Raw genomic sequence first — 18,940 nt, forward strand, 5'->3', positions numbered from 1 at the left:
CCGCGCGTCTTTTCAGACGCGCAAAGGACGCTGCAACGCTTTGAATCGACGCATCGGCTGGGAAACAGGCACAGAAGTCAGGTCGAAAACAGATGGACCTTGCCCTGCCACAAGCGGGCGACGGTGAGCTTGCCGCTGCGAAAGGCGCGCGTATCGAGATTGAGCCGCCTCGGCCGTATGTCGGGTTCGTCGTTCGGCGTATGACCGTGAACGACGAGTTTCGGCAACGGCACCCGGCTTTCGAGAAACCGCTGGCGGATGAGCACCAGATCCTCGTCCGTCTGCTCGCTGAGCCGCAGCTTCGGATTGATGCCGGCATGCACGAAAATCACGCTCGGGGTCTCCAGCAGCACGGGCATCGCCCGCATGAAATCGATATGCGTCCGCAGCAGCGACTGGCGGATGAAGGCATCGAGCTTCGCGCCGGAGGGAAAGACCAGCGGCAGGTGCTCCGGATCGAGGCCATAGGATTTGAGCGACTCCGCTGACCCCATCTGCATCCAATCGTCATAGGAGATCCAGCCGTCGACATAGTCGAGCATGGCGACTTCGTGATTGCCGGCAAGGCAGATGCGGTCGAATCCATCTGGCGGTGGCTCCATAAGATGGGCGATCACCTGTGACGATTCCGGGCCGCGGTCGATATAGTCGCCGAGCGTGACGATCAGCTTACGCCCGGGCAACTGCGCGCCATCACGCAGGATCGCCTCTTCGGCTTTCACAAGCAGATCGTACCGACCGTGAATGTCGCCGATCGCATAGGTTGGAATAGCGGCAATATCCAGCGTCAGGCGCGGTCTCGGCTGGCGTGCCATTTTCGAAACCTCGCTGTTGCGAGCACGAGAGTCGCTCATCATATTTCTCGATCAAGGAAGCCCCACCTAACCGTAAGTAGAGTGAAGGACAAGGCAATCAAGCTGGTAAGAAAATTCAAAGCACCCGCGTTTTGTAGAAAAACCGGCCTTATCATTCGAGGGGCAATCCCTCACTCCTGTATCCGTCGAGAAAAGAGTGACCGATGGGAACGGTATCGCAGTTTCATGAGAGCCTGAGGCCTCCCGCGCATCGCATCGAAAGCGAAGAGGAGGCGATATCCACGGCCCGGGGCCTCGCCGCCGCATTCCGGCATCAGGCGAGCGAGCGCGATATCAACCGCATCCTGCCCTTTGCCGAGCTTGATGCGCTGTCGGTATCGGGACTGACGGCAATCACTGTTCCGCCAGACCATGAAGGGCTCGACGTGTCGAACGCCCTGCTCGCCGAAATCGTTGCAATCATCGCCGAGGGCGATGCTTCGATCGGCGAGGCGCTGGAAAATCATTTTTGCGCGCTGGAAACGCTCCGCACCCAGGCTGCCGAGGATTTGAAGGCATCGCTGTTTGCCCGTGTGCTGCTCGGCGACCGCCTTTCAGGCGCCGCCTTCACCGACGGGGCCGAACTGACCGCCGAAGGCCCAGGCTACCGCCTGAGCGGGCGCACGCGGCAGGCACCCGGTATTCTATTCGCCGACTGGATCGCCGCTGCCGCCACCGCTCCGCCCAGCCGCCCGGTGACACTCTACCTCGCACGCACCGACGAAGGCGTGCAGGTGGTCGACGATTGGGATGGCTTCGGCCAGCGCACCAATGGATCGGCGACGGCGATCGTCGGCACGCTTCACGTCAATGCAGATGCGATTGTCCCTGCCCCCTCGTCCGGATATTCGACCGGCATCTCGCTCGGCCTGCTGCTGAAGGCGGGCGTTAGCCTGGGCATCGCCCGGGCTGCATGGAGCGACCTGATGACCGCGATCGGCGATCCCAGCACGCCCGTCCTGCCCGGGATCGGCAAGCACGCCATCCGCATCGAAACGACGGCGGCAGCCTTGGAACGGGCTGGCCGCAAACTCGACATTGCCCAGGTCAATCCTGTGGAGGCCGCAATGGCGGACGCACATTTTTCCGCCTCGGCCGCCGCAATCCTTGCCGGGGAAACGGCACTCGACACCGCAAACGCGCTGTTTGAACTTGCAGGAGAAACATCGGCCGGCATCGGCCTCAATCTCGACCGCCATTGGCGCAATGCCCGCATTCACGCGCTATCGCTGCCGCGGGATAAGCTGTTGCACACCGCAGGCGAATATATGTCGAAGCCCGGCAGGCTCTAATTCAGCTGGCCGCGGAGATTGGGAATTCTTCCTTCGCGCCTTCGACGCGGCCGCCGTCGGCGACGAACTGCTCGAGGGTCATATTGTCGAGAATGGCGGCGATCGCGTCCCGAACATCGGTCATCGAGCGCCGCACCTGACAGGTTTCCGGATCGGCACAGTCGTCGCAGGCCTCGTAAGCCGTACGGCTGGCGCAGCGGATCGGCGCTAAGGGCCCGTCGAGCGTGCGGATGACATGGCCGATGCGGATTTCAGAGGCCGGCCGCGACAGGGAATAGCCGCCGCCCGGCCCCTTCTTCGAGCGCAGGATGCCGACATTGCGCAATTCGAGCAGGATCGTATCGAGAAACTTCTTCGGGATATTGTTACGGGCGGCGATGTCATTGATGAAGGCGGTCTCGCCCGGCGCCAGCCGTGCCAGGTCGACCAGCGCCTTCAGCCCGTATTTTCCCTTTTTCGTCAGCATCGTCGTCGCCTTGTAGAAATCGCAGTATTTATCCTGCCAATAGCAGGCAAATAGCGTCAAAAGCGTGAACATACAACAAAATAGCTATTATTTATAGCTTGTATCGGCAACGTCCACAGAAACGCCCGGCAGCCTCGAGAAAGACCGGCCGCCGCGCGCTTTCCGACCTCTTCGGTTAGATCGTCTTCAGCATGCCGCCATCGACGAAATAGGTCGAGCCGATGCAATAGCTCGCACGCTCCGAACTGAGGAAGACAAAGACGTTTGCCAGTTCCTCCGGCGTGCCGAACCGTTTGGAGGCGGCGTGCTCGTTGGCGACGCTCTGCAGATAGCCTTCCCAGTTGCCGCCGGTTTCCGCCGTCAATTGCTTGGCGGTCTTGATCCAGTCGGGCGTCAGGATAAGGCCGGCATTGACGCAGTTGACGCGGATATTGTCCTTGATGAGTTCGGTCGAGAGCGTCTTCGAAAACATCATCAGCGCCGACTTGCTGACATTGTAGATCGGCTCGTACCAGAGCGGTTGGACGGCGCAGATCGAGGCGTTGTGCAGGATCACACCGCCGCCCCGTTCCTTCATCTGTGGCGCGATGCCGCGCGCCAGCCGCACGGCGGCCATCACATGCAGGTCCCAATAGTCCTGCCACTTCTCGTCGGGCGCCTCCATCACCGTCTCGTTCGATCCGGTGCCGGCATTGTTGATGAGGATATCGGCGCCGCCTTTTGCGGCCGCCGCCGCGATGATCGCCTCGGTTCCCCCAACCGTCGCCACATCGGCTGCGACAGCCGCGGCGCTGACGCCGTACTTATCGGCGATACGGGCGGCTTCCGCCTCGAGCCGTACGCCGCCGCGTGCTGCCAGCACGAGGTCGGCGCCCTCGGCCGCCAGCCCCTCGGCGATCGCCAGTCCGATGCCGACCGACGCACCCGTTATGACGGCAGTCTTTCCCTTCAATCCGAGATCCATGTCTTCCTCCGCAAACGGCCGGAGATCCCGGCCTGATGTGCTGAGTGTTCCGCCAATGAACACCGGGCGTCAAGCGCCCGCGCTCCTCTTGCGGCAGACGCCGATCTGTCGCATGCCTGCATCAACTGATGGGAGGAGTTTTCATGCGACGTTATTCAGCCTGCATAGAGTGGCTGTTTGCCGAAGAGGGCGACAGCTTTCCCGATCGCATCCGCCGCGCCCATGCGGCCGGCCTGACGGCGATCGAATTCTGGCGCTGGACCGACAAGGATCTGGACGCGATCGAGGCGGCGCTGAAGGAAACCGGCCTTGCCGTCTCCAGCCTCGTCGCCGAACCGATGATCGCGCTGACCGACGCCGCCAACCGGCAGACCTGGCTGAAAGGTCTTGCCGAATCCGTCACTGTCGCAAAGCGCCTCGGCGCGCCGGTGCTGATTGCCCAGGCGGGCGACGATCTCCCGGGCCTGACCCGCGAAGAACAGCGCCGGGCGATCACCGAAACGCTGAGAGCGGGCGCCGATATCCTCAAAGGCAGCGGTGTGCGCCTCGGCGTCGAGCCGCTCAACATTCGCATCGACCATGTCGGCTATTTCCTCGATTCAACCCGCGAAGGCCTCGACATCATCGATGCCGTCGCCCGCCCCGAGATCGGTATCGTCTACGACATCTACCATTCCGCCGTCATGGACGAGAGCACCGAGGAGGTGCTTGGCTGTCGCCTCGACCGCGTTATCCATGTCCATGTCGCCGATCATCCCGGTCGCAACGAACCGGGCTCAGGCAGCATCGACCTTGCCCGCCGCCTCGGCTGGATCTTCGCTAATGGCTATAACGGTGCAGTCGGTCTGGAATACCGGCCGACAAAGCCGGGTGCGGACGCCGTCAAGGCAGCGATCGCTTCGCTTGGCTAGGCATCGGCAACGTCGAGGCTCACAGCCACCTTGCAGGGGCCGGCCGAGCGGCGTTCGATGATCCGCGAGGCGATCATGATGCGTCGTGCCGGCATGCCCGGCAGGCGTGGATTCTCGATGCGTTCGAGCAGCAGACGTAGGCCGACGGCGCCACACTCCTGCCCCTCCATGCGCACCGTCGTCAGCGCCGGCGAGATCTGCGTCGCCGGCGAAAAATCGCCGAAACCGACGACCGAGACGTCGTCGGGAATGCGGTATCCCTGACCGAGCAGTTCGGACACCACGGTCAGCGCCAACCCATCATGGGCGCAGAAGAAGGCCGTTGGCCGGATGCCCCTTTGCTTCAGTGCCTGGTAGGCCGTCGCGAAGCCGTTCTGCTCGTCGAACTGCATAACGTGTAGGGTAACATCGGAATAACGTTCGGCGACTTCGCGGGCACCGTAATAGCGCTCCTGCCGCCCCCGAAAGCCCGGCGTGCCATAGACATAAACGATCGAGCGATGGCCGAGACCGGCCAGATATTCGATCACCGCCTGCCCCGCCTCATGATCCGTACCCGTCACCTGGTCGGCCTGCTCCAGCGGATCGACCCAGCCAAAACGTACGATCGGAACGCCCGTGGCACTCGCCGCCGCCACTGCCTCGCGGTCATGGGGGCCGACGAGGATCAGTCCGTCACAGGCGCGTGCCAGCTCTTCCAACTGCCCCTGATTATGGGTCCAGCGGAGGCGCAGCGTCATGCCCAGCCGGTGCGCCTCGCGCTGCACGCCGTTCTGAACCTGCATATAAAGCTCGCTATTGACGGCATCCAGGTCGTGAAAGACCACGGCGACCTCGCCTGCAGCACCCTGCCCGGCTGGCCTCGTATAGCCGAGGCGCTGCGCCGTCTCGCGGATCAGTGCGCGCGTTTCCTCGCTGACGCCGCTCTTGCCGGCAAGCGACCGCGACACCGCATATTTCGACAGGCCGACCTCCCGCGCGATCGTCTGCAATGTAACCCGGCCTCTGCTTCCCACGTGGCACCCCTACATTCGGTTGATGGGACGCTGGCTATATCAACCGCATCCCAAAAGCAAATTTTCGCACTAACGAAAACATAACGCTTTACCTAACAATATCCAAATGTAATCTTTCCCTCATCCCAAGCCCAACAGCAAAATAATGAATAAGGGCACGGATTTTTGGAGGATAACCCCTATGATCAAGCTGAAACGACGTGCGTTTCTGGCCGGGACATCGGCCGTATTCATCTTGCCGGCGCTGCCGGTTTTCGCCACAGAGTTCAAGGAAGCCGATATCCTGAAAACGAAGGTGTCGAGCGGCGCCCTGCCGGCCCTGAAGGACCGGCTTCCCGAAAATCCGCTCGTCGTCAAACCGGTCGAAAGCGTCGGCAAATACGGTGGCGATTGGAACATGGCGCTGGTCGGCGGTGGCTCGCTGTCGATGCTGTTCCGCTACCAGGCCTATGAGCCGCTGCTGCGCTATACGCCCGACTGGTCCGGCGTGACGCTGAACGTTGCCGAGTCCTTCGAGGGTGACGCCGATTCCAGAGTCTATACGATCCGCCTGCGCAAGGGCATGAAGTGGTCGGACGGTCATCCCTACACCACCGCCGACATCAAGTTCTGGTACGACACCGTCTTTACCGACAAGCGCGTCGCCTTCGTCGGCCAGGATCATTGGAAGTCCGGCGGCAAGCCGGCCAAGTTGGAGATCGTCGACGAGCAGACCTTCAAGGTCACCTTCGACAAGCCGAACGGTCTTTTCCCGCTGCAGGTCGCCTGGGCCAACAACGACCAGACGACGCGCACGCCGAAACATTATCTCGAGCAGTTCCACATCGACTTCAATCCGAAGGCCGATGAACTCGCCAAGCAACGCGGCTTCGAAAGCTGGATCGCCTCTTTCCAGGCGGCCGCCGGTTTCCAGGACGACAACGCCTTCTTCTTGAACTCCTCGAAGAAGCCCTGCGTGCATGCCTGGATGTTCACGATAGCGCCCGGCGAAAACACCGAACGCGCCGTTGCCGAGCGCAATCCCTACTATTGGAAGGTCGACACCGAGGGCAACCAGCTGCCCTATATGGACCGCATCGTCTACCAGATGGTCGCCGACCCGCAGGTTCTGCTGCTGAAGGCCATGCAGGGTGAAGTCGACCTGATGGACCAGTATATCGCCACACCCAACAACAAGTCGGTTCTCTACGATGCGCGCGAGCAGGGCGGCTATGATTTCTACACGCTGACTTCGACCGAGGCCAATGTGATGAATTTCATCTTCAACCTGAACCACAATGACGAGACCAAGCGGACGCTCTTCCGGAACAAGGATTTCCGTGCGGCACTCTCGACCGCACTCGACCGGCAGTCGCTGATCGATGCCGTCCTCGTTGGCCAGGGGGCGGCTGCCCAGCCGTCGATCAAGAAGGAAGATCCGCTTTACAACGAGCAGCTCGCCACGCAGTTCACGGCCTATGACGTCGACAAGGCGAATGCCATGCTCGACCAGATCGTGCCGAAGCGCGACGACCAGAACTTCCGCCTCGACGAAAAGGGCCGCCGCCTGACGATCATCTTCGAGATCGACCAGGCGCGCGCCGTCTTCCTCGATCTCTTCCAGCTTGTCATTCCGATGTTCCAGGCGGTCGGCATCGATGCGCAGATGCGCTCGATGGACCGTTCGCTCTGGGAGACGCGCGTCCGCCAGGGCCGCGATTTCGACGCGACCGCCCACCAGTTCGGCGCAAATGGCGGCGTCGCCGCCATGCTCGACCCACGCTACTACGTGCCGACCGATGCCAACGCCATGTATGCCCCGGCCTGGCAACTCTGGTATCGCGACCGCGCCAATGCCAATGCCGAGGAACCGCCGGAAAGCACGAAGAGCCAGCTTGCGCTCTACGACAAGCTGAAGGCGACTTCCGACTCATCAGGCCAGCGCGAGGTCATGAAGCAGATCCTGCAAGGCGCCGCCGACAACTTCTATGTCTTCGGCATCTCGCTGCCGCCTGATGGATACGGCATCGTCAAGAACAACATGAAGAACATCACGAAGATCATGCCGAACTCCTTCGGCTGGCCGACGCCCGCTCCGACCATGCCGGAGCAGTTCTACAAGGCCTAATGGCCTTCAACCTCATGAGCCATACCAGGCGCCCGACGAGCCGGTCGGCGCCGGGGGCCTTCTTTGCCAATGATTGGATGAAGACGATGCTCGACGCCAGAAAACAGAACACCCACACGCTGAGGACGCCGGATTGGTTCAAGACCGCGACCCGCTGGACCCAGCTGACCTTCGTGGAAGACGACCCGGAGAAATACGACCCGGCCTTCTGGATCAATGTCTTCAAACGCACGAAATCGAACGCGGTCTGCCTCAGCGCCGGCGGCTATATCGCCTATTATCCGAGCGACGTGCCCTACCACTATGTGAGCAAATATCTCGGCGACAAGGACATCTTCGGCGCGCTCGTCGACGCCGCCCGCAAGCTCGACATGCATGTCATGGCCCGCGTCGACCCGCATGCGATCCATGACGATGCCGCCAAAGCCCATCCGGAATGGGTGATGATCAATGCCGACGGCACGCCGCGCCGCCACTGGGCCTATCCCGATGTCTGGGTCACCAATGCCTATGGCGACTACAACAGCCTCTTCATGCCTGAGGTGGTCAAGGAGATCGTCCGCAAATACGATATCGATGCGGTCTTCGCCAATCGCTGGCAGGGCCACGGCGTCGATTATAGCGAAGACAGCGCCCGCCGCTTCAAGGATATGTCCGGCCACGCCCTGCCGGTAAAACCCGATGCCGAGGATCCGGCCTGGCAGGCTTGGGTGCAATGGCGCCGCCGCGTGCTCACCGACATGATCGCGCAATGGGACGATGCCGTCAAAGCGATCCGCCCGCATGCGAGCTTCATTCCGAACATGGGCGGCGCGTCGCTGATGGAATTCGACCTCTCGGTCATCGCCAGGCACTGCCCCTTCCTCGTCGTCGACCATCAGGGCCGCAAGGGGCTCGAGCTCGGCTGGTCGGCCGGCCGCAACGGCAAGCGCATTCGCGCCACCTTCCCCGACCGCCCGGTCGTGCTGATCACCTCGATCGGCCCGGAGGAGGAATATCGCTGGAAGGATGCCGTCACCTCGGGTGAGGAGATGCAGCTCTGGATCAATGACGGCACTGCCCACGGTCTCTATGCCTGGTTCACCAAGTTCAACGGTGTCGTGCCCGACAAACGCTGGGTCGAGCCGGTGGCCGACGCCTTCGGCCTGCAGGCAGCCGTCGAGCCCGTGCTGGAAAGCATGAAGCCGACCGCTGAAATCGCCGTCATCGATCCCTCGACAACGCTGCGCCACTGGGCGCCGGAAGAGCGGCATTCCGCCGAGAAGCACGATCTCGGTCTCTATCACGCCCTCGTCGAAGCCCGGCTGCCCTTCGAGCTGCTCTCGGACCAGGTGCTGACCGAGGAAAACCTCGACCGCTTCAAGCTGATCATTCTCGCCAACGCCTCCTGCCTTTCGGATGCGCAGAACGCGGCGATCCGCGCCTATGTCGATCGTGGCGGCAGCGTGATTGCCTCTTATGAGACCTCGCTGCGTGATGAATTCGGCAAGAGGCGTGCCGACTTCGGCCTGGCCGACGTGCTCGGCGCCAAATACGTCTCCGGCCCGCGCGGCATCGTCAAGAACACCTATGTCGCCCTTTCCGGCGATCACCCGATCAATCGGGATTTCGACGACGCCGAACGCATCATGGGCGGCACCCGCCTGATCCACGCCGAACCGTCGGCCGATGCCAAGACTCCCTTCCTTTATATCCCCGACTTTCCCGATCTGCCGATGGAAGAGGTCTATCCGCGTGAAGAGCCGAAAGGCGCTGCCGTCATCGCCCGCGAGACTGGCAAGGGTGGCCGCACGGTTTACATCCCCTGGAACATCGGCGAGATCTTCTGGGAGGTCTTTGCGGTCGATCATGCGCGGCTCATCGCCAACGCCGTCCATTGGGCACTCGGCAAGACGCCGCGTGTCACCGTCAAGGGCAAGGGCGTCATCGATCTGGCGCTGCGCGAAAACGGTGAGGGCCTGGCGCTCAGCCTCTTCAACCTCACCAATCCGATGATGATGAAAGGTCCGATCCGCGACAATTACCCTCTGGCAGCGCAGACCGTTTCGGTGGAGATTCCGGAGGGCCGATCGGTGGCGAAGGCGTGGCTCGTCGTTGCCGACCGCGCCGCAAGCTTCAGCTTCGGGAATGGCCGCGCCCAGGTGGAGGTACCTGGTATCGATCGGCTGGAGGTCCTGCACATCACCTGGAAATGAGGTGACACGCGACGGAGGAGCGCTTTCGGCCTGGAGGGCCGAAGGCGGGTGAAGATCCGGGGGAATCGCCTCACAGCGTTCCCGACGGGAGGAGAAACGTTTCGATGCTTGGCTATATCTTCAAGCGCGTGCTCTACATGATCCCGACCTTGTTTGGCATGTCGCTGATCTCGTTCCTGATCATCCAGCTGCCGCCGGGTGACTATCTAACGTCGATGATCGCCACCATGAGCGACAGCGGCCAGACCGTCGATCCGGCGCAGATCGAGCGGCTGAAGGAAATCTACGGCTTCGACGACCCCTTCTATGTCCAATATCTGAAATGGATCTGGGGCATCGTCAGCCGCGGCGACTTCGGCTACTCCTTCGAGTGGGGCCAGCCCGTCTCCGGGCTGATCTGGGCGCGCATGGGCTCGACGCTGGTAATCTCGCTCTTGAGCCTGCTCTTCGTCTGGGTCGTGGCTTTGCCGATCGGCATCTATTCCGCTGTCCGCCGCCACTCCATCGGCGACCACGTCTTCACCTTTCTCGGCTTCATCGGCCTTGCGGTGCCGAACTTCATCCTGGCGCTGACGCTGATGTACATCGCCTATAAATATCTCGGCCAGAGCGTCGGCGGGCTGATCTCGCCTGAGTATGCCGAGGCGCCTTGGAGCCTCGCCAAGGTCGGCGATTTCCTCGCCCATCTCTGGATCCCGATCATTATCATCGGCGCATCCGGAACGGCAGCGATGATCCGCATCCTGCGCGCCAACCTGACCGACGAACTGCACAAACCATATGTCGTCACCGCCCGCGCCAAGGGACTGCCGGAATACAAGGTCATCTTGAAATATCCGGTCAGAATCGCGCTCAATCCCTTCGTCTCGGCGATCGGCTGGGTTCTGCCGCACCTCGTCTCTGGCGTGACGATCACCGCCATCGTGCTGAACCTGCCGACCGCCGGCCCGCTGCTTTTCCGCGCGCTGATTTCGCAGGATATGTATCTCGCCGGCAGTTTCATCCTGCTTCTGAGCGCGCTCACCCTCGTCGGCATGCTGCTGTCGGATCTGCTGCTGGCGCTGCTCGATCCGCGCATCCGGTTCAATTGAGGGGGACGCGATGAGCACGCACGAAACCTTCGGAAACCACGCGGGTCCGCTTCACACTGTTGCCGATGGCCCGTCGATCAGCCCGCTGAAACAGGGCAAGACCGTCTCGACCGCCGCGATCGGCCCTTGGCGGCTGGTCGCCGGCAAACTGATCCGCCAGAAGGTGGCGATGGTGGCCGGCGCCATCATCCTCTTCCTCTATCTGGTCGGCCTCTTCGCCGAATTCCTGGCGCCGGCTTTGCCGATGACCTCTCGGCCGCAATATACCTATGCCCCGCCGCAAGGCTTCAGCTTCTTCGTGGAAAAGCCGGACGGCAGTTCGGAGTTCAATTTCCATGTGAAGGGCTACAAGGTCGAGATCGACAAGGTGGCGCTGCGCCGCACCTTCGTCGTCGACGATACCAAGGTGGTGCCGATCGGCTTCTTCGTCAAAGGCGCGGCCTATGACCTCTGGGGCCTGATCCCGATGAACCGGCATCTGATCGGCCCGCTCAACCAGAACGACCCGATGTATCTGCTCGGCGCCGATCGGCTCGGCCGCGACGTCTTCTCGCGCCTCGTCTACGGCACCCGCGTATCCATGTCGATCGGCCTCGTCGGCGTCGCCATGTCGCTGATCCTGGGCGTCGTGCTCGGCTCCATCTCCGGCTTTTACGGCGGCTGGGTGGATACGCTGATCCAGCGTGTCATCGAGGTCGTCAGCGCCATGCCGACCATTCCGCTGTGGCTTGGCCTGGCGGCGGCGATCCCGCTGACATGGTCGCCGGTCAATGTCTACTTCGTCATAACGATCATCGTCTCGCTGCTTGGCTGGACCAGCCTGGCGCGAGAGGTGCGCGGCCGGTTCCTGGCTCTGCGCAGCGAGGATTTCGTCGTTGCCGCCCGGCTCGACGGATCGAGCGAGGCGCGGCTGATCTTCCGTCATATCCTGCCATCGCTGACGAGCCATATCCTTGCGGTCGTGACGCTGGCCGTGCCGACCATGATCGTCGCCGAGACCTCGCTTTCCTTCCTCGGCATCGGCCTCAAGCCGCCGGTCGTCAGTTGGGGCGTACTGCTGCAAGATGCGCAGAACATCCGCACCGTCGCGACCGCGCCGTGGCTGCTGATCTGGCCGTCGCTCGCAGTCGTCATCGCCGTCCTGTCCTTTAATTTCTTCGGCGACGGCCTGCGCGATGCCGCCGACCCCTATGACAATTGAGGAGGAAACCATGACCGATCTTTCAGAAGACGTCGTTCTCTCCGTCGAAAACCTCTCGATCGATTTCAGGCTGCGCACCCACATCCTGCACGCCGTCGAAAATGTCAGCTTCGAGCTGAAGCGCGGTGAGACGCTCTGCCTCGTCGGCGAAAGCGGCTCCGGTAAGAGCGTCACCGCCCGCTCGCTCCTGCAGATCGTCGACAGCCCCGGCAGCATCGTTTCCGGCCGCATCCTGCTTAGCAACGGCGACGGGGTCACCGGGAGTAACGGCATCACCGATATCGCCGCGCTGAAACCGTCCGACCGGGCGATGCGCGCCATCCGCGGCCGTCGTATCGGCCTGATCTTCCAGGAGCCGATGAGCTCGCTGTCACCGGTCCATACCATTGGCTCGCAGATCATCGAGGCCGTGCGCCTGCACAGCAATCTCGATCAGCGTGCCGCCCGCGAAAGGACCATCGAACTGCTGCGCCAGGTCGAAATTCCGAATCCGGACAAGATGGCCGACCGCTACACCTTCGAGTTCTCCGGCGGCATGCGCCAGCGCGCCATGATCGCCATGGCGCTTGCCGGCAATCCCGACATTCTCATCGCCGACGAACCGACGACGGCGCTCGACGTCACCACCCAGGCCGAAATCCTTGACCTGATCAAGCGATTGCAGGTCGAACGCGGCATGGCCATGCTGCTCATCACCCATGACATGGGGATCGTCGCCGAAGTGGCAGATGACGTCGCCGTCATGCGCTTCGGCCGCATCGTCGAACGCGGCCCAGTGGATGCGATCTACCATGCCGCCGAGCATCCCTATACCCGGCAGTTGCTGGCCTCGACGATCAAGCTCACCCACCATGTCGAAGGCCGGCTGCCCGCCGTGGCGCTCTCGCCGGAGGCGCCGCAGCCGATCCTGTCCGTCCGCAATCTCGGCAAGATCTACGGCTGGCACGGCAAATCAAACACGCTGCGCGCCGTCGACGACGCCAGCTTCGATCTTTATCCCGGCGAAAACCTCGGTATCGTCGGCGAAAGCGGCTCCGGCAAGACGACGCTCGGCCGGCTCATCCTGCGCACCGTCGAGCCGACATCGGGCAGCATCAGCTATCGCGGCAAGGACGGTAGCGAGATCGACGTCACGAAACTCACCAAGCGCGAACTCCGCACCTTCCACCGCGAGGTCCGCCTGGTCTTCCAGGACCCTTTCGCCTCGCTCAATCCGCGCATGACCGTCAAGGAAGTGATCGGCGATCCGCTTGTTGTCAACGGGCTGGCCAAGGGCAAGGCGCTGGAGGACTGCGTCGCTGAACTGATGCGTCTGGTCGGCCTCGACCCGATAGCTATGGAGCGTTATCCCCATGCCTTCTCCGGCGGGCAGCGCCAGCGCATCGGCATCGCCCGCGCCCTTGCGCTCGATCCGCGCATCATCATCGCCGATGAGGCGACGTCGGCACTCGATGTCTCGATCCGCAGCCAGATCCTCGACCTGCTGCTCGATATCCGTCAGCGGCTGAACCTGAGCTTCATCTTCATTTCGCACGATATTTCGGTCGTGCGTTATTTCTGCGATCGCGTCGCCGTCATGCATCGCGGCAAAATCGTCGAACTTGGCGAGGCCGAACAGATCTGCACCGCTCCCGAAGAGGCCTATACGAAGAGCCTCATCTCCGCCGTGCCCAATCCCGACCCTCGCGACAAGCGCATGCTGCACCGGCATCGTTTCGTCGCGCCTGCCAATATTTAAGGACGATCCCGTGCCGAAATTTTCTGCCAACCTTTCCTTCCTCTACCAGGACCTGCCCTTTCTCGACCGTTTCACGGCAGCCGCAAAGGACGGCTTCGGCGCCCTCGAGTATCTCGGCCCCTATGCCGAACCCAAGGAGAAGGTCGCCGAGGCGCTGAAGGCGAGCGGCCTGAAACAGGCGCTCTTCAACGTGCCATCAGGCGACTGGGCCGGCGGCGAGCGCGGCATCGCCTGCCTGCCGGAGCGAGTAGAGGAGTTCCGCAACGGGATCGCGCAGTCGCTCGATTATGCCGCAGCGCTCGATTGCCGGCAGGTGAATGTCATCTCCGGGCTGGCGCCGAAGGGTGCGGACCTTCAAACGCTGGAAACGGTGCTGGTCGATAATCTGAAATATGCAGCAAAGCGTTGTGCCGACGTCGGCGTCAGGCTGCTGGTCGAGCCGATCAACCTGCGCGATATTCCCGGCTTCTTCCTGTCGACCACCGCTGATGCCGAACGCATTCTCGACCGGGTCGGCTCGGACAATCTCTACATCCAGTATGATTTCTACCACATGCAGATCATGCAGGGTGACCTGATCCCCACCTTCACAAGGCTGAAGGAGAAGATCGCCCATGTGCAGATCGCCGACAATCCCGGCCGCAACGAACCCGGCACCGGCGAGATCAACTACCACTTCATCCTCTCCGAGCTCGACCGCCTCGGTTACAACGGCTGGGTGGGCTGCGAGTACAAGCCGAAATCCGGCACCAGCGAAGGCCTCGGCTGGATGAAACCCTATCTGAAGTCAGCGAGGACAGCATGAACATCGGATTTATCGGACTGGGCGTCATGGGCCGCCCGATGGCGGAACACCTGATCGACGCCGGCCACACGCTGCACCTGAGCCGGGTGAAGGAGGCTTCGCAACATCTTGTCGACAAGGGCGGCAAAGCCGCCGCCAGCGCCAGGGCGGTGGCGCGCGCCTCCGACATCGTCATCCTGATGCTGCCGGATACATCAGATGTCGAGGCGGTGCTGTTCGGCGAAGACGGCGTCGCCTCCGGCCTCTCCCAGGGCAAGCTGGTTATCGACATGAGCTCGATCTCGCCGGTCGCCACCAAGACTTTCGCCAAACGCATCGAGGCGCTCGGCTGCGACTATCTCGATGCCCCGGTTTCCGGCGGTGAGCTCGGCGCCAAGGCCGCATCGCTGACGATCATGGTTGGCGGCAAGGAGCAGGTATTCGAGCGCGCCAAGCCGCTTTTCGAAAATTTGGGCAAGAGCATCACCCATGTCGGCGGTAGCGGCGACGGCCAGACGGCCAAGGTCGCCAACCAGATCATCGTCGGTCTGACGATCGAGGCGGTTGCCGAAGCGCTGCTGTTTGCCAAGCGTGCCGGCGCCGATCCGGCCAAGGTGCGCTCTGCACTGATGGGCGGCTTTGCCGCTTCGCGCATTCTGGAAGTGCATGGCGAGCGCATGGTCAAGCAGACCTTCGAGCCCGGCTTCCGCATCCGCCTGCACCGCAAGGACATGACGCTTGCCGTCGATGCCGCCCGCGCACTCGATCTGTCGCTGCCGAACACGGCCGCCACGCAACAGCTGATGAATGCGGCGATCGCCAATGGCGACGGCGAACGCGACCATTCCGCCCTCATCCGCACCCTGGAACTCCTCGCCGGAGGACCGCGCTAGATCAACGCTTTTTAGAATAACCGGACGACATCTTCGATTGCCGACTGCCGGAGCCTTCTTTCCGGACGGCGAAGCCATGTCCGGGCATCGATAGAAAAGGATAGGAAAATGCTCAACAAAGATATCCAGTTGCCCTACGGCGCCGTCTATTTCCGCAAGTCGAATCCGCCCCGCGAGGATTGGGAACGCGACTACGCCACCGCTGGGCAGGACGGCCTCAACATCTTCCGCCACTGGTTTATGTGGAGCGCGATCGAAACTGCTCCCGGCGTCTATGACTGGGAGGAATATGATCGTCAGATGGACCTTGCCGCCGCAAACGGCATCAAGACCATTATCGCCGAGCTGATCCATGCCGTGCCCGACTGGGCGGTGCGCAAATACGCTTATGCGTTGCAGGTCAATGCCGACGGCACGAAACTCGGTTCCTATATGGGCGTCTCGTCGGCGACCGGCGGCTTCTCCAACAATGGTGGCGGCGCCGGCGCCTTGACGCTAAACTGCCCCGAAGTGAAGGAAGCCGCCGGCAAGTTCCTGACCGCGCTCGCCACCCGCTATAAGGATCATCCGGCGATCTATGGCTACGACGTCTGGAACGAGTGCAACTATTCCGCCGATGTCGATTACAGCCCCTATGCCAAATCAGCCTTTCGCAAATGGCTGGAAAAGAAATACGGCAGCCTGAAGGTCCTGGCGAAAGCCTGGTACCGCTACAGTTATGCCGAATGGGACGATATCGAGCCGCCGGTGCACATGGCGCCCTATCCCGAATGCATCGACTGGCTGCAGTTCAAGCGCGACAATTTCTACGACCAGATGCAGTGGCGCATCGACACGATCCGCGCCGTCGACAGCAAGAATGTGATCGCCGCCCACGGCATATCGGGCGCAATTCCCAACATGGCGGCCAACGGCTGCGACGACTGGCTCGCCGCCTCCAAGGTCGAGGTCTACGGCTTCACCTGGATCCAGGCCCGCAAGGGGTCGGAAGCCTGGAGGAACTGGTACGGCGTCGACATCAACCGCGCCGCCGCCCGCGGCAAGCCGTTCTGGCATGCCGAACGCCAGGGCGGCCCGCTCTGGCTGCAGCCGCAGGTGATCGGCCGCGACAAGGAGGATGGCCGCGTCGTCGAGCCCGAGGATATCCGCCTCTGGAGCATGACCTCACTTGCCGGCGGCGCCCGCGGCGTGATCAATCTGCGCTGGCGCCCGCTGCTCGACGGTCCGCTCTTCGGCGCTTTCGGCTCCTACGGCATGGACGGCTCGCGCACGCCGCGCTCCGATATGGCAAGCGCCATGGCGAAATGGGCAAATGACAAGGCGCAAGGCCCCCTCTGGGAAGCAAAGCCCGTGCGCGGCGAGGTCGGCATCCTCGTCGTTCGCGAAACGCAGGAATTTGACCACCTCCTGAACCACGACCGCAAGGAAAAGCCCTATCCCGAAGCCATGTGGGGGGCCTATCGCGCCTTTCTCGAAAATGGCGTGCAGCCGGACTGGGTGCATATCGACGATATCGCAGCCTATGATTTCCTCTATTTCCCCTATCCGATCATGTTCACATCGGAGCAGGCAAGGAGCCTGAAAGCCTGGGTCGAAAACGGCGGCACGCTGATTGCCGAGGCATGCCCCGGCTATTTCGGCGATCGCGGCCATGTCGGCACCGTGCAGCCGAACATGGGCCTCGACGAGGTCTTCGGCGCGCGCGAGGAGGACGTCGAATTCATGCCCGATATCGGCGACCGCATCCATTTCGATCTCGACGGCGCGGCGGTCGACGGTGGCGGCTTCCTGCAGTCTTATCGGCTGACCGGCGGAACGGGACGCGGCCACTTCACCGACGGCCGTCTTGCCGTCGTCGAAAATGCCTATGGCAAGGGCCGCACGCTGCTGATCGGCACCAATCCTTCCGTGGCCTATTACCGCACGCAGGGGAAGGCGAACGGCGCTTTCTTCGCCGAGCTATTGAGATGGAGCGGGAAGAAGCGCCACGTGACGCTGTCGAATGCTGCACTCTTCGCCCGTATCCACGAGGGAGAAAAGGGCAGCTTCCTCTGGCTCGTCAATCCGACAAGGGCGGCGCAGAAGACCGAGGTGACGCTCGCCCGGGGAACGCTTGCGCAAAGCCAGGCAGTCTGGCCGATGGACCATATCGGCAATAGTGGCATCGAGGTGCCGCCGCGCGATGTGCTGATCCTGCCGCTTGATAGCTGAAACTTCAGGATGCGGATGAACTGGCGCCTTCGGCAAAGGCTTCAAGCTCGGGATCGAAATCGACCTCGACGACATTGTTGAAGACGGCGGTCGCCAGCATGATGCCGGCGAAGGCGACGAGATCGACGAGCACCTTGGTCTCGTAGCGCTCTTTCAGCTCTGCCCAGAGTTTGGCGGGAACGGCGTTGGAATCCGCGACGATCGCCCTGCCGAAGGTGTCGAGCAGCGCTTCCTCGTCTGAAAACTTCAGCGCATCGGGATTGAAACCCTTGTTGATCAGCGCCCGGCGAAAGAAGGTGATGGCGATCTTCGATTTCGCCGCCTTCGAGATCGCATGCGAGAAGATCCAGATCGCCCGGTCGCTGACAGCAGGATCAAGCTCGGCCCGCAGCGTGAACCATTCGGCATAGATGCGATGGGCGGCTGGCGAATGCAGCAGTGTGCGCTTCATGTTGGTCATCCGCCCGCGCAGCCTGACTTCCTCGTCATGCGCCGCACAAACCTCTTCCGAAGCGGTATCGTAATCGATCTGCGGGAGGTGGCTCATCGGGTCCGTCCTTTCCTTGTGCACAGAAGCTATGTGCGGCAGCACAGCCGCAAATCCACTTGGCCACCGCCCAGCTCGAGCCTAGACTGATAAAATCGAAGCTGGAGGCAAGGCATGAGCGACGATCACGAGCATCATCATGTCGACTGGCGGGAACATGGCGTCAAGGTCATTCCCGGCAATTCGCTCGATCCGAACACCACGCAGACGCCGGGCATGAACCGCGCGACCGCGATCAACAATGCGCGCGCCGGGGCCGAGAAGATCTGGGCCGGCACGGTCACGATCCATGCCAATGCCAAGACTGGCGCCCATCACCACGGCGATCTCGAAAGCATCATCTACGTGGTCAAGGGCAAGGCCCGCATGCGCTGGGGCGAGCATCTGGAATATACCGCCGAGGCCGGCCCCGGCGACTTCATCTACGTTCCGCCCTATGTGCCGCATCAAGAGATCAACGCCAGCCGCGACGAGACGCTGGAGTGCGTTCTCGTCCGCTCAGGCCAGGAACCGGTCGTCGTCAACCTCGACATCGAGCCGGTCGAAAAGCCGGAAGACGTTGCGTGGATCGACCCGATCCACCGATAGAGCAATTCACGATCGAGCAAGCGGCTGACATCCTCAGCCGCCGAACGCTCTGCCAAGATCCTCGCAAAGGATCATCGCAGAC

General features: G+C 62.1%; 16 protein-coding genes. 11 read left to right on the forward strand and 5 right to left on the reverse strand.

Annotation, left to right across the window (positions count from 1 at the left end):
* Positions 1–77: 77 nt before the first annotated feature.
* On the reverse strand, positions 78–854 hold the full coding sequence (locus J3P73_RS19545) for a metallophosphoesterase family protein (protein WP_207580014.1): 777 nt from the start codon (positions 852–854) through the stop codon (positions 78–80).
* 164 nt (positions 855–1,018) lie between these two features.
* On the opposite strand from J3P73_RS19545, the gene J3P73_RS19550 reads away from it, so the two are divergent.
* Positions 1,019–2,146, forward strand: a complete 1,128-nt coding sequence (locus J3P73_RS19550; RefSeq protein WP_024319353.1) for a monooxygenase — start codon at positions 1,019–1,021, stop codon at positions 2,144–2,146.
* Position 2,147: 1 nt separating this feature from the next.
* Here the strand turns inward: J3P73_RS19550 and J3P73_RS19555 are convergent, their stop codons facing one another.
* Positions 2,148–2,612: an RrF2 family transcriptional regulator gene (locus J3P73_RS19555; protein WP_024319352.1), complete on the reverse strand. Its 465-nt coding sequence runs from the start codon at positions 2,610–2,612 to the stop codon at positions 2,148–2,150.
* A gap of 175 nt (positions 2,613–2,787) precedes the next feature.
* Positions 2,788–3,576 carry an SDR family NAD(P)-dependent oxidoreductase gene (locus J3P73_RS19560; protein ID WP_018481735.1) on the reverse strand — a complete coding sequence of 263 codons (789 nt, stop codon included), beginning with the start codon at positions 3,574–3,576 and terminating at the stop codon, positions 2,788–2,790.
* Positions 3,577–3,719: 143 nt separating this feature from the next.
* On the opposite strand from J3P73_RS19560, the gene J3P73_RS19565 reads away from it, so the two are divergent.
* A complete protein-coding gene (locus tag J3P73_RS19565) occupies positions 3,720–4,487 on the forward strand; it encodes a TIM barrel protein (RefSeq protein ID WP_130692507.1) in 768 nt (255 codons plus the stop codon).
* On the opposite strand, the gene J3P73_RS19570 is transcribed toward J3P73_RS19565, so the two are convergent.
* Positions 4,484–5,503, reverse strand: coding sequence for a LacI family DNA-binding transcriptional regulator (locus tag J3P73_RS19570; protein ID WP_024319349.1), 1,020 nt, complete (start codon positions 5,501–5,503; stop codon positions 4,484–4,486). The genes J3P73_RS19565 and J3P73_RS19570 overlap by 4 nt on opposite strands.
* A 181-nt stretch (positions 5,504–5,684) precedes the next feature.
* Between J3P73_RS19570 and J3P73_RS19575 the strand changes: the two genes are divergently transcribed.
* From J3P73_RS19575 to J3P73_RS19610, 8 genes are all read left to right on the forward strand, one after another.
* Positions 5,685–7,610 (forward strand): ABC transporter substrate-binding protein, encoded by a 1,926-nt coding sequence (locus J3P73_RS19575; protein WP_018073673.1) that lies wholly within the window; start codon positions 5,685–5,687, stop codon positions 7,608–7,610.
* An 86-nt stretch (positions 7,611–7,696) separates the two neighbouring features.
* Entirely contained in the window at positions 7,697–9,805 is a 2,109-nt protein-coding gene (locus J3P73_RS19580) for a family 10 glycosylhydrolase (RefSeq protein ID WP_024319348.1), read from the forward strand.
* A gap of 104 nt (positions 9,806–9,909) precedes the next feature.
* Positions 9,910–10,896: an ABC transporter permease gene (locus J3P73_RS19585; protein ID WP_018073671.1), complete on the forward strand. Its 987-nt coding sequence runs from the start codon at positions 9,910–9,912 to the stop codon at positions 10,894–10,896.
* A gap of 10 nt (positions 10,897–10,906) precedes the next feature.
* The gene (locus J3P73_RS19590; protein WP_024319347.1) at positions 10,907–12,097 is read left to right on the forward strand and encodes an ABC transporter permease; all 1,191 of its coding nucleotides are present in this window, start codon (positions 10,907–10,909) and stop codon (positions 12,095–12,097) included.
* 10 nt (positions 12,098–12,107) lie between these two features.
* On the forward strand, positions 12,108–13,835 hold the full coding sequence (locus J3P73_RS19595) for an ABC transporter ATP-binding protein (protein ID WP_130692509.1): 1,728 nt from the start codon (positions 12,108–12,110) through the stop codon (positions 13,833–13,835).
* A gap of 10 nt (positions 13,836–13,845) precedes the next feature.
* On the forward strand, positions 13,846–14,640 hold the full coding sequence (gene otnI / locus J3P73_RS19600) for a 2-oxo-tetronate isomerase (RefSeq protein WP_130692511.1): 795 nt from the start codon (positions 13,846–13,848) through the stop codon (positions 14,638–14,640).
* Positions 14,637–15,512 carry a 2-hydroxy-3-oxopropionate reductase gene (locus J3P73_RS19605; RefSeq protein WP_130673028.1) on the forward strand — a complete coding sequence of 292 codons (876 nt, stop codon included), beginning with the start codon at positions 14,637–14,639 and terminating at the stop codon, positions 15,510–15,512. The genes otnI and J3P73_RS19605 overlap by 4 nt, the downstream gene beginning before the upstream one ends.
* Positions 15,513–15,620: 108 nt before the next feature.
* Positions 15,621–17,723: a beta-galactosidase gene (locus J3P73_RS19610; protein WP_075225453.1), complete on the forward strand. Its 2,103-nt coding sequence runs from the start codon at positions 15,621–15,623 to the stop codon at positions 17,721–17,723.
* 4 nt (positions 17,724–17,727) lie between these two features.
* Here J3P73_RS19610 and J3P73_RS19615 read toward each other — a convergent pair whose 3' ends face one another.
* Positions 17,728–18,270, reverse strand: coding sequence for a carboxymuconolactone decarboxylase family protein (locus J3P73_RS19615; RefSeq protein ID WP_018073665.1), 543 nt, complete (start codon positions 18,268–18,270; stop codon positions 17,728–17,730).
* Positions 18,271–18,384: 114 nt separating this feature from the next.
* On the opposite strand from J3P73_RS19615, the gene J3P73_RS19620 reads away from it, so the two are divergent.
* Positions 18,385–18,858, forward strand: coding sequence for a cupin domain-containing protein (locus tag J3P73_RS19620; RefSeq protein ID WP_018073664.1), 474 nt, complete (start codon positions 18,385–18,387; stop codon positions 18,856–18,858).
* Positions 18,859–18,940: the final 82 nt, after the last annotated feature.

This window comes from Rhizobium ruizarguesonis, from assembly GCF_017357285.1.
GTDB classification, from domain to species: Bacteria; Pseudomonadota; Alphaproteobacteria; order Rhizobiales; family Rhizobiaceae; genus Rhizobium; species Rhizobium ruizarguesonis.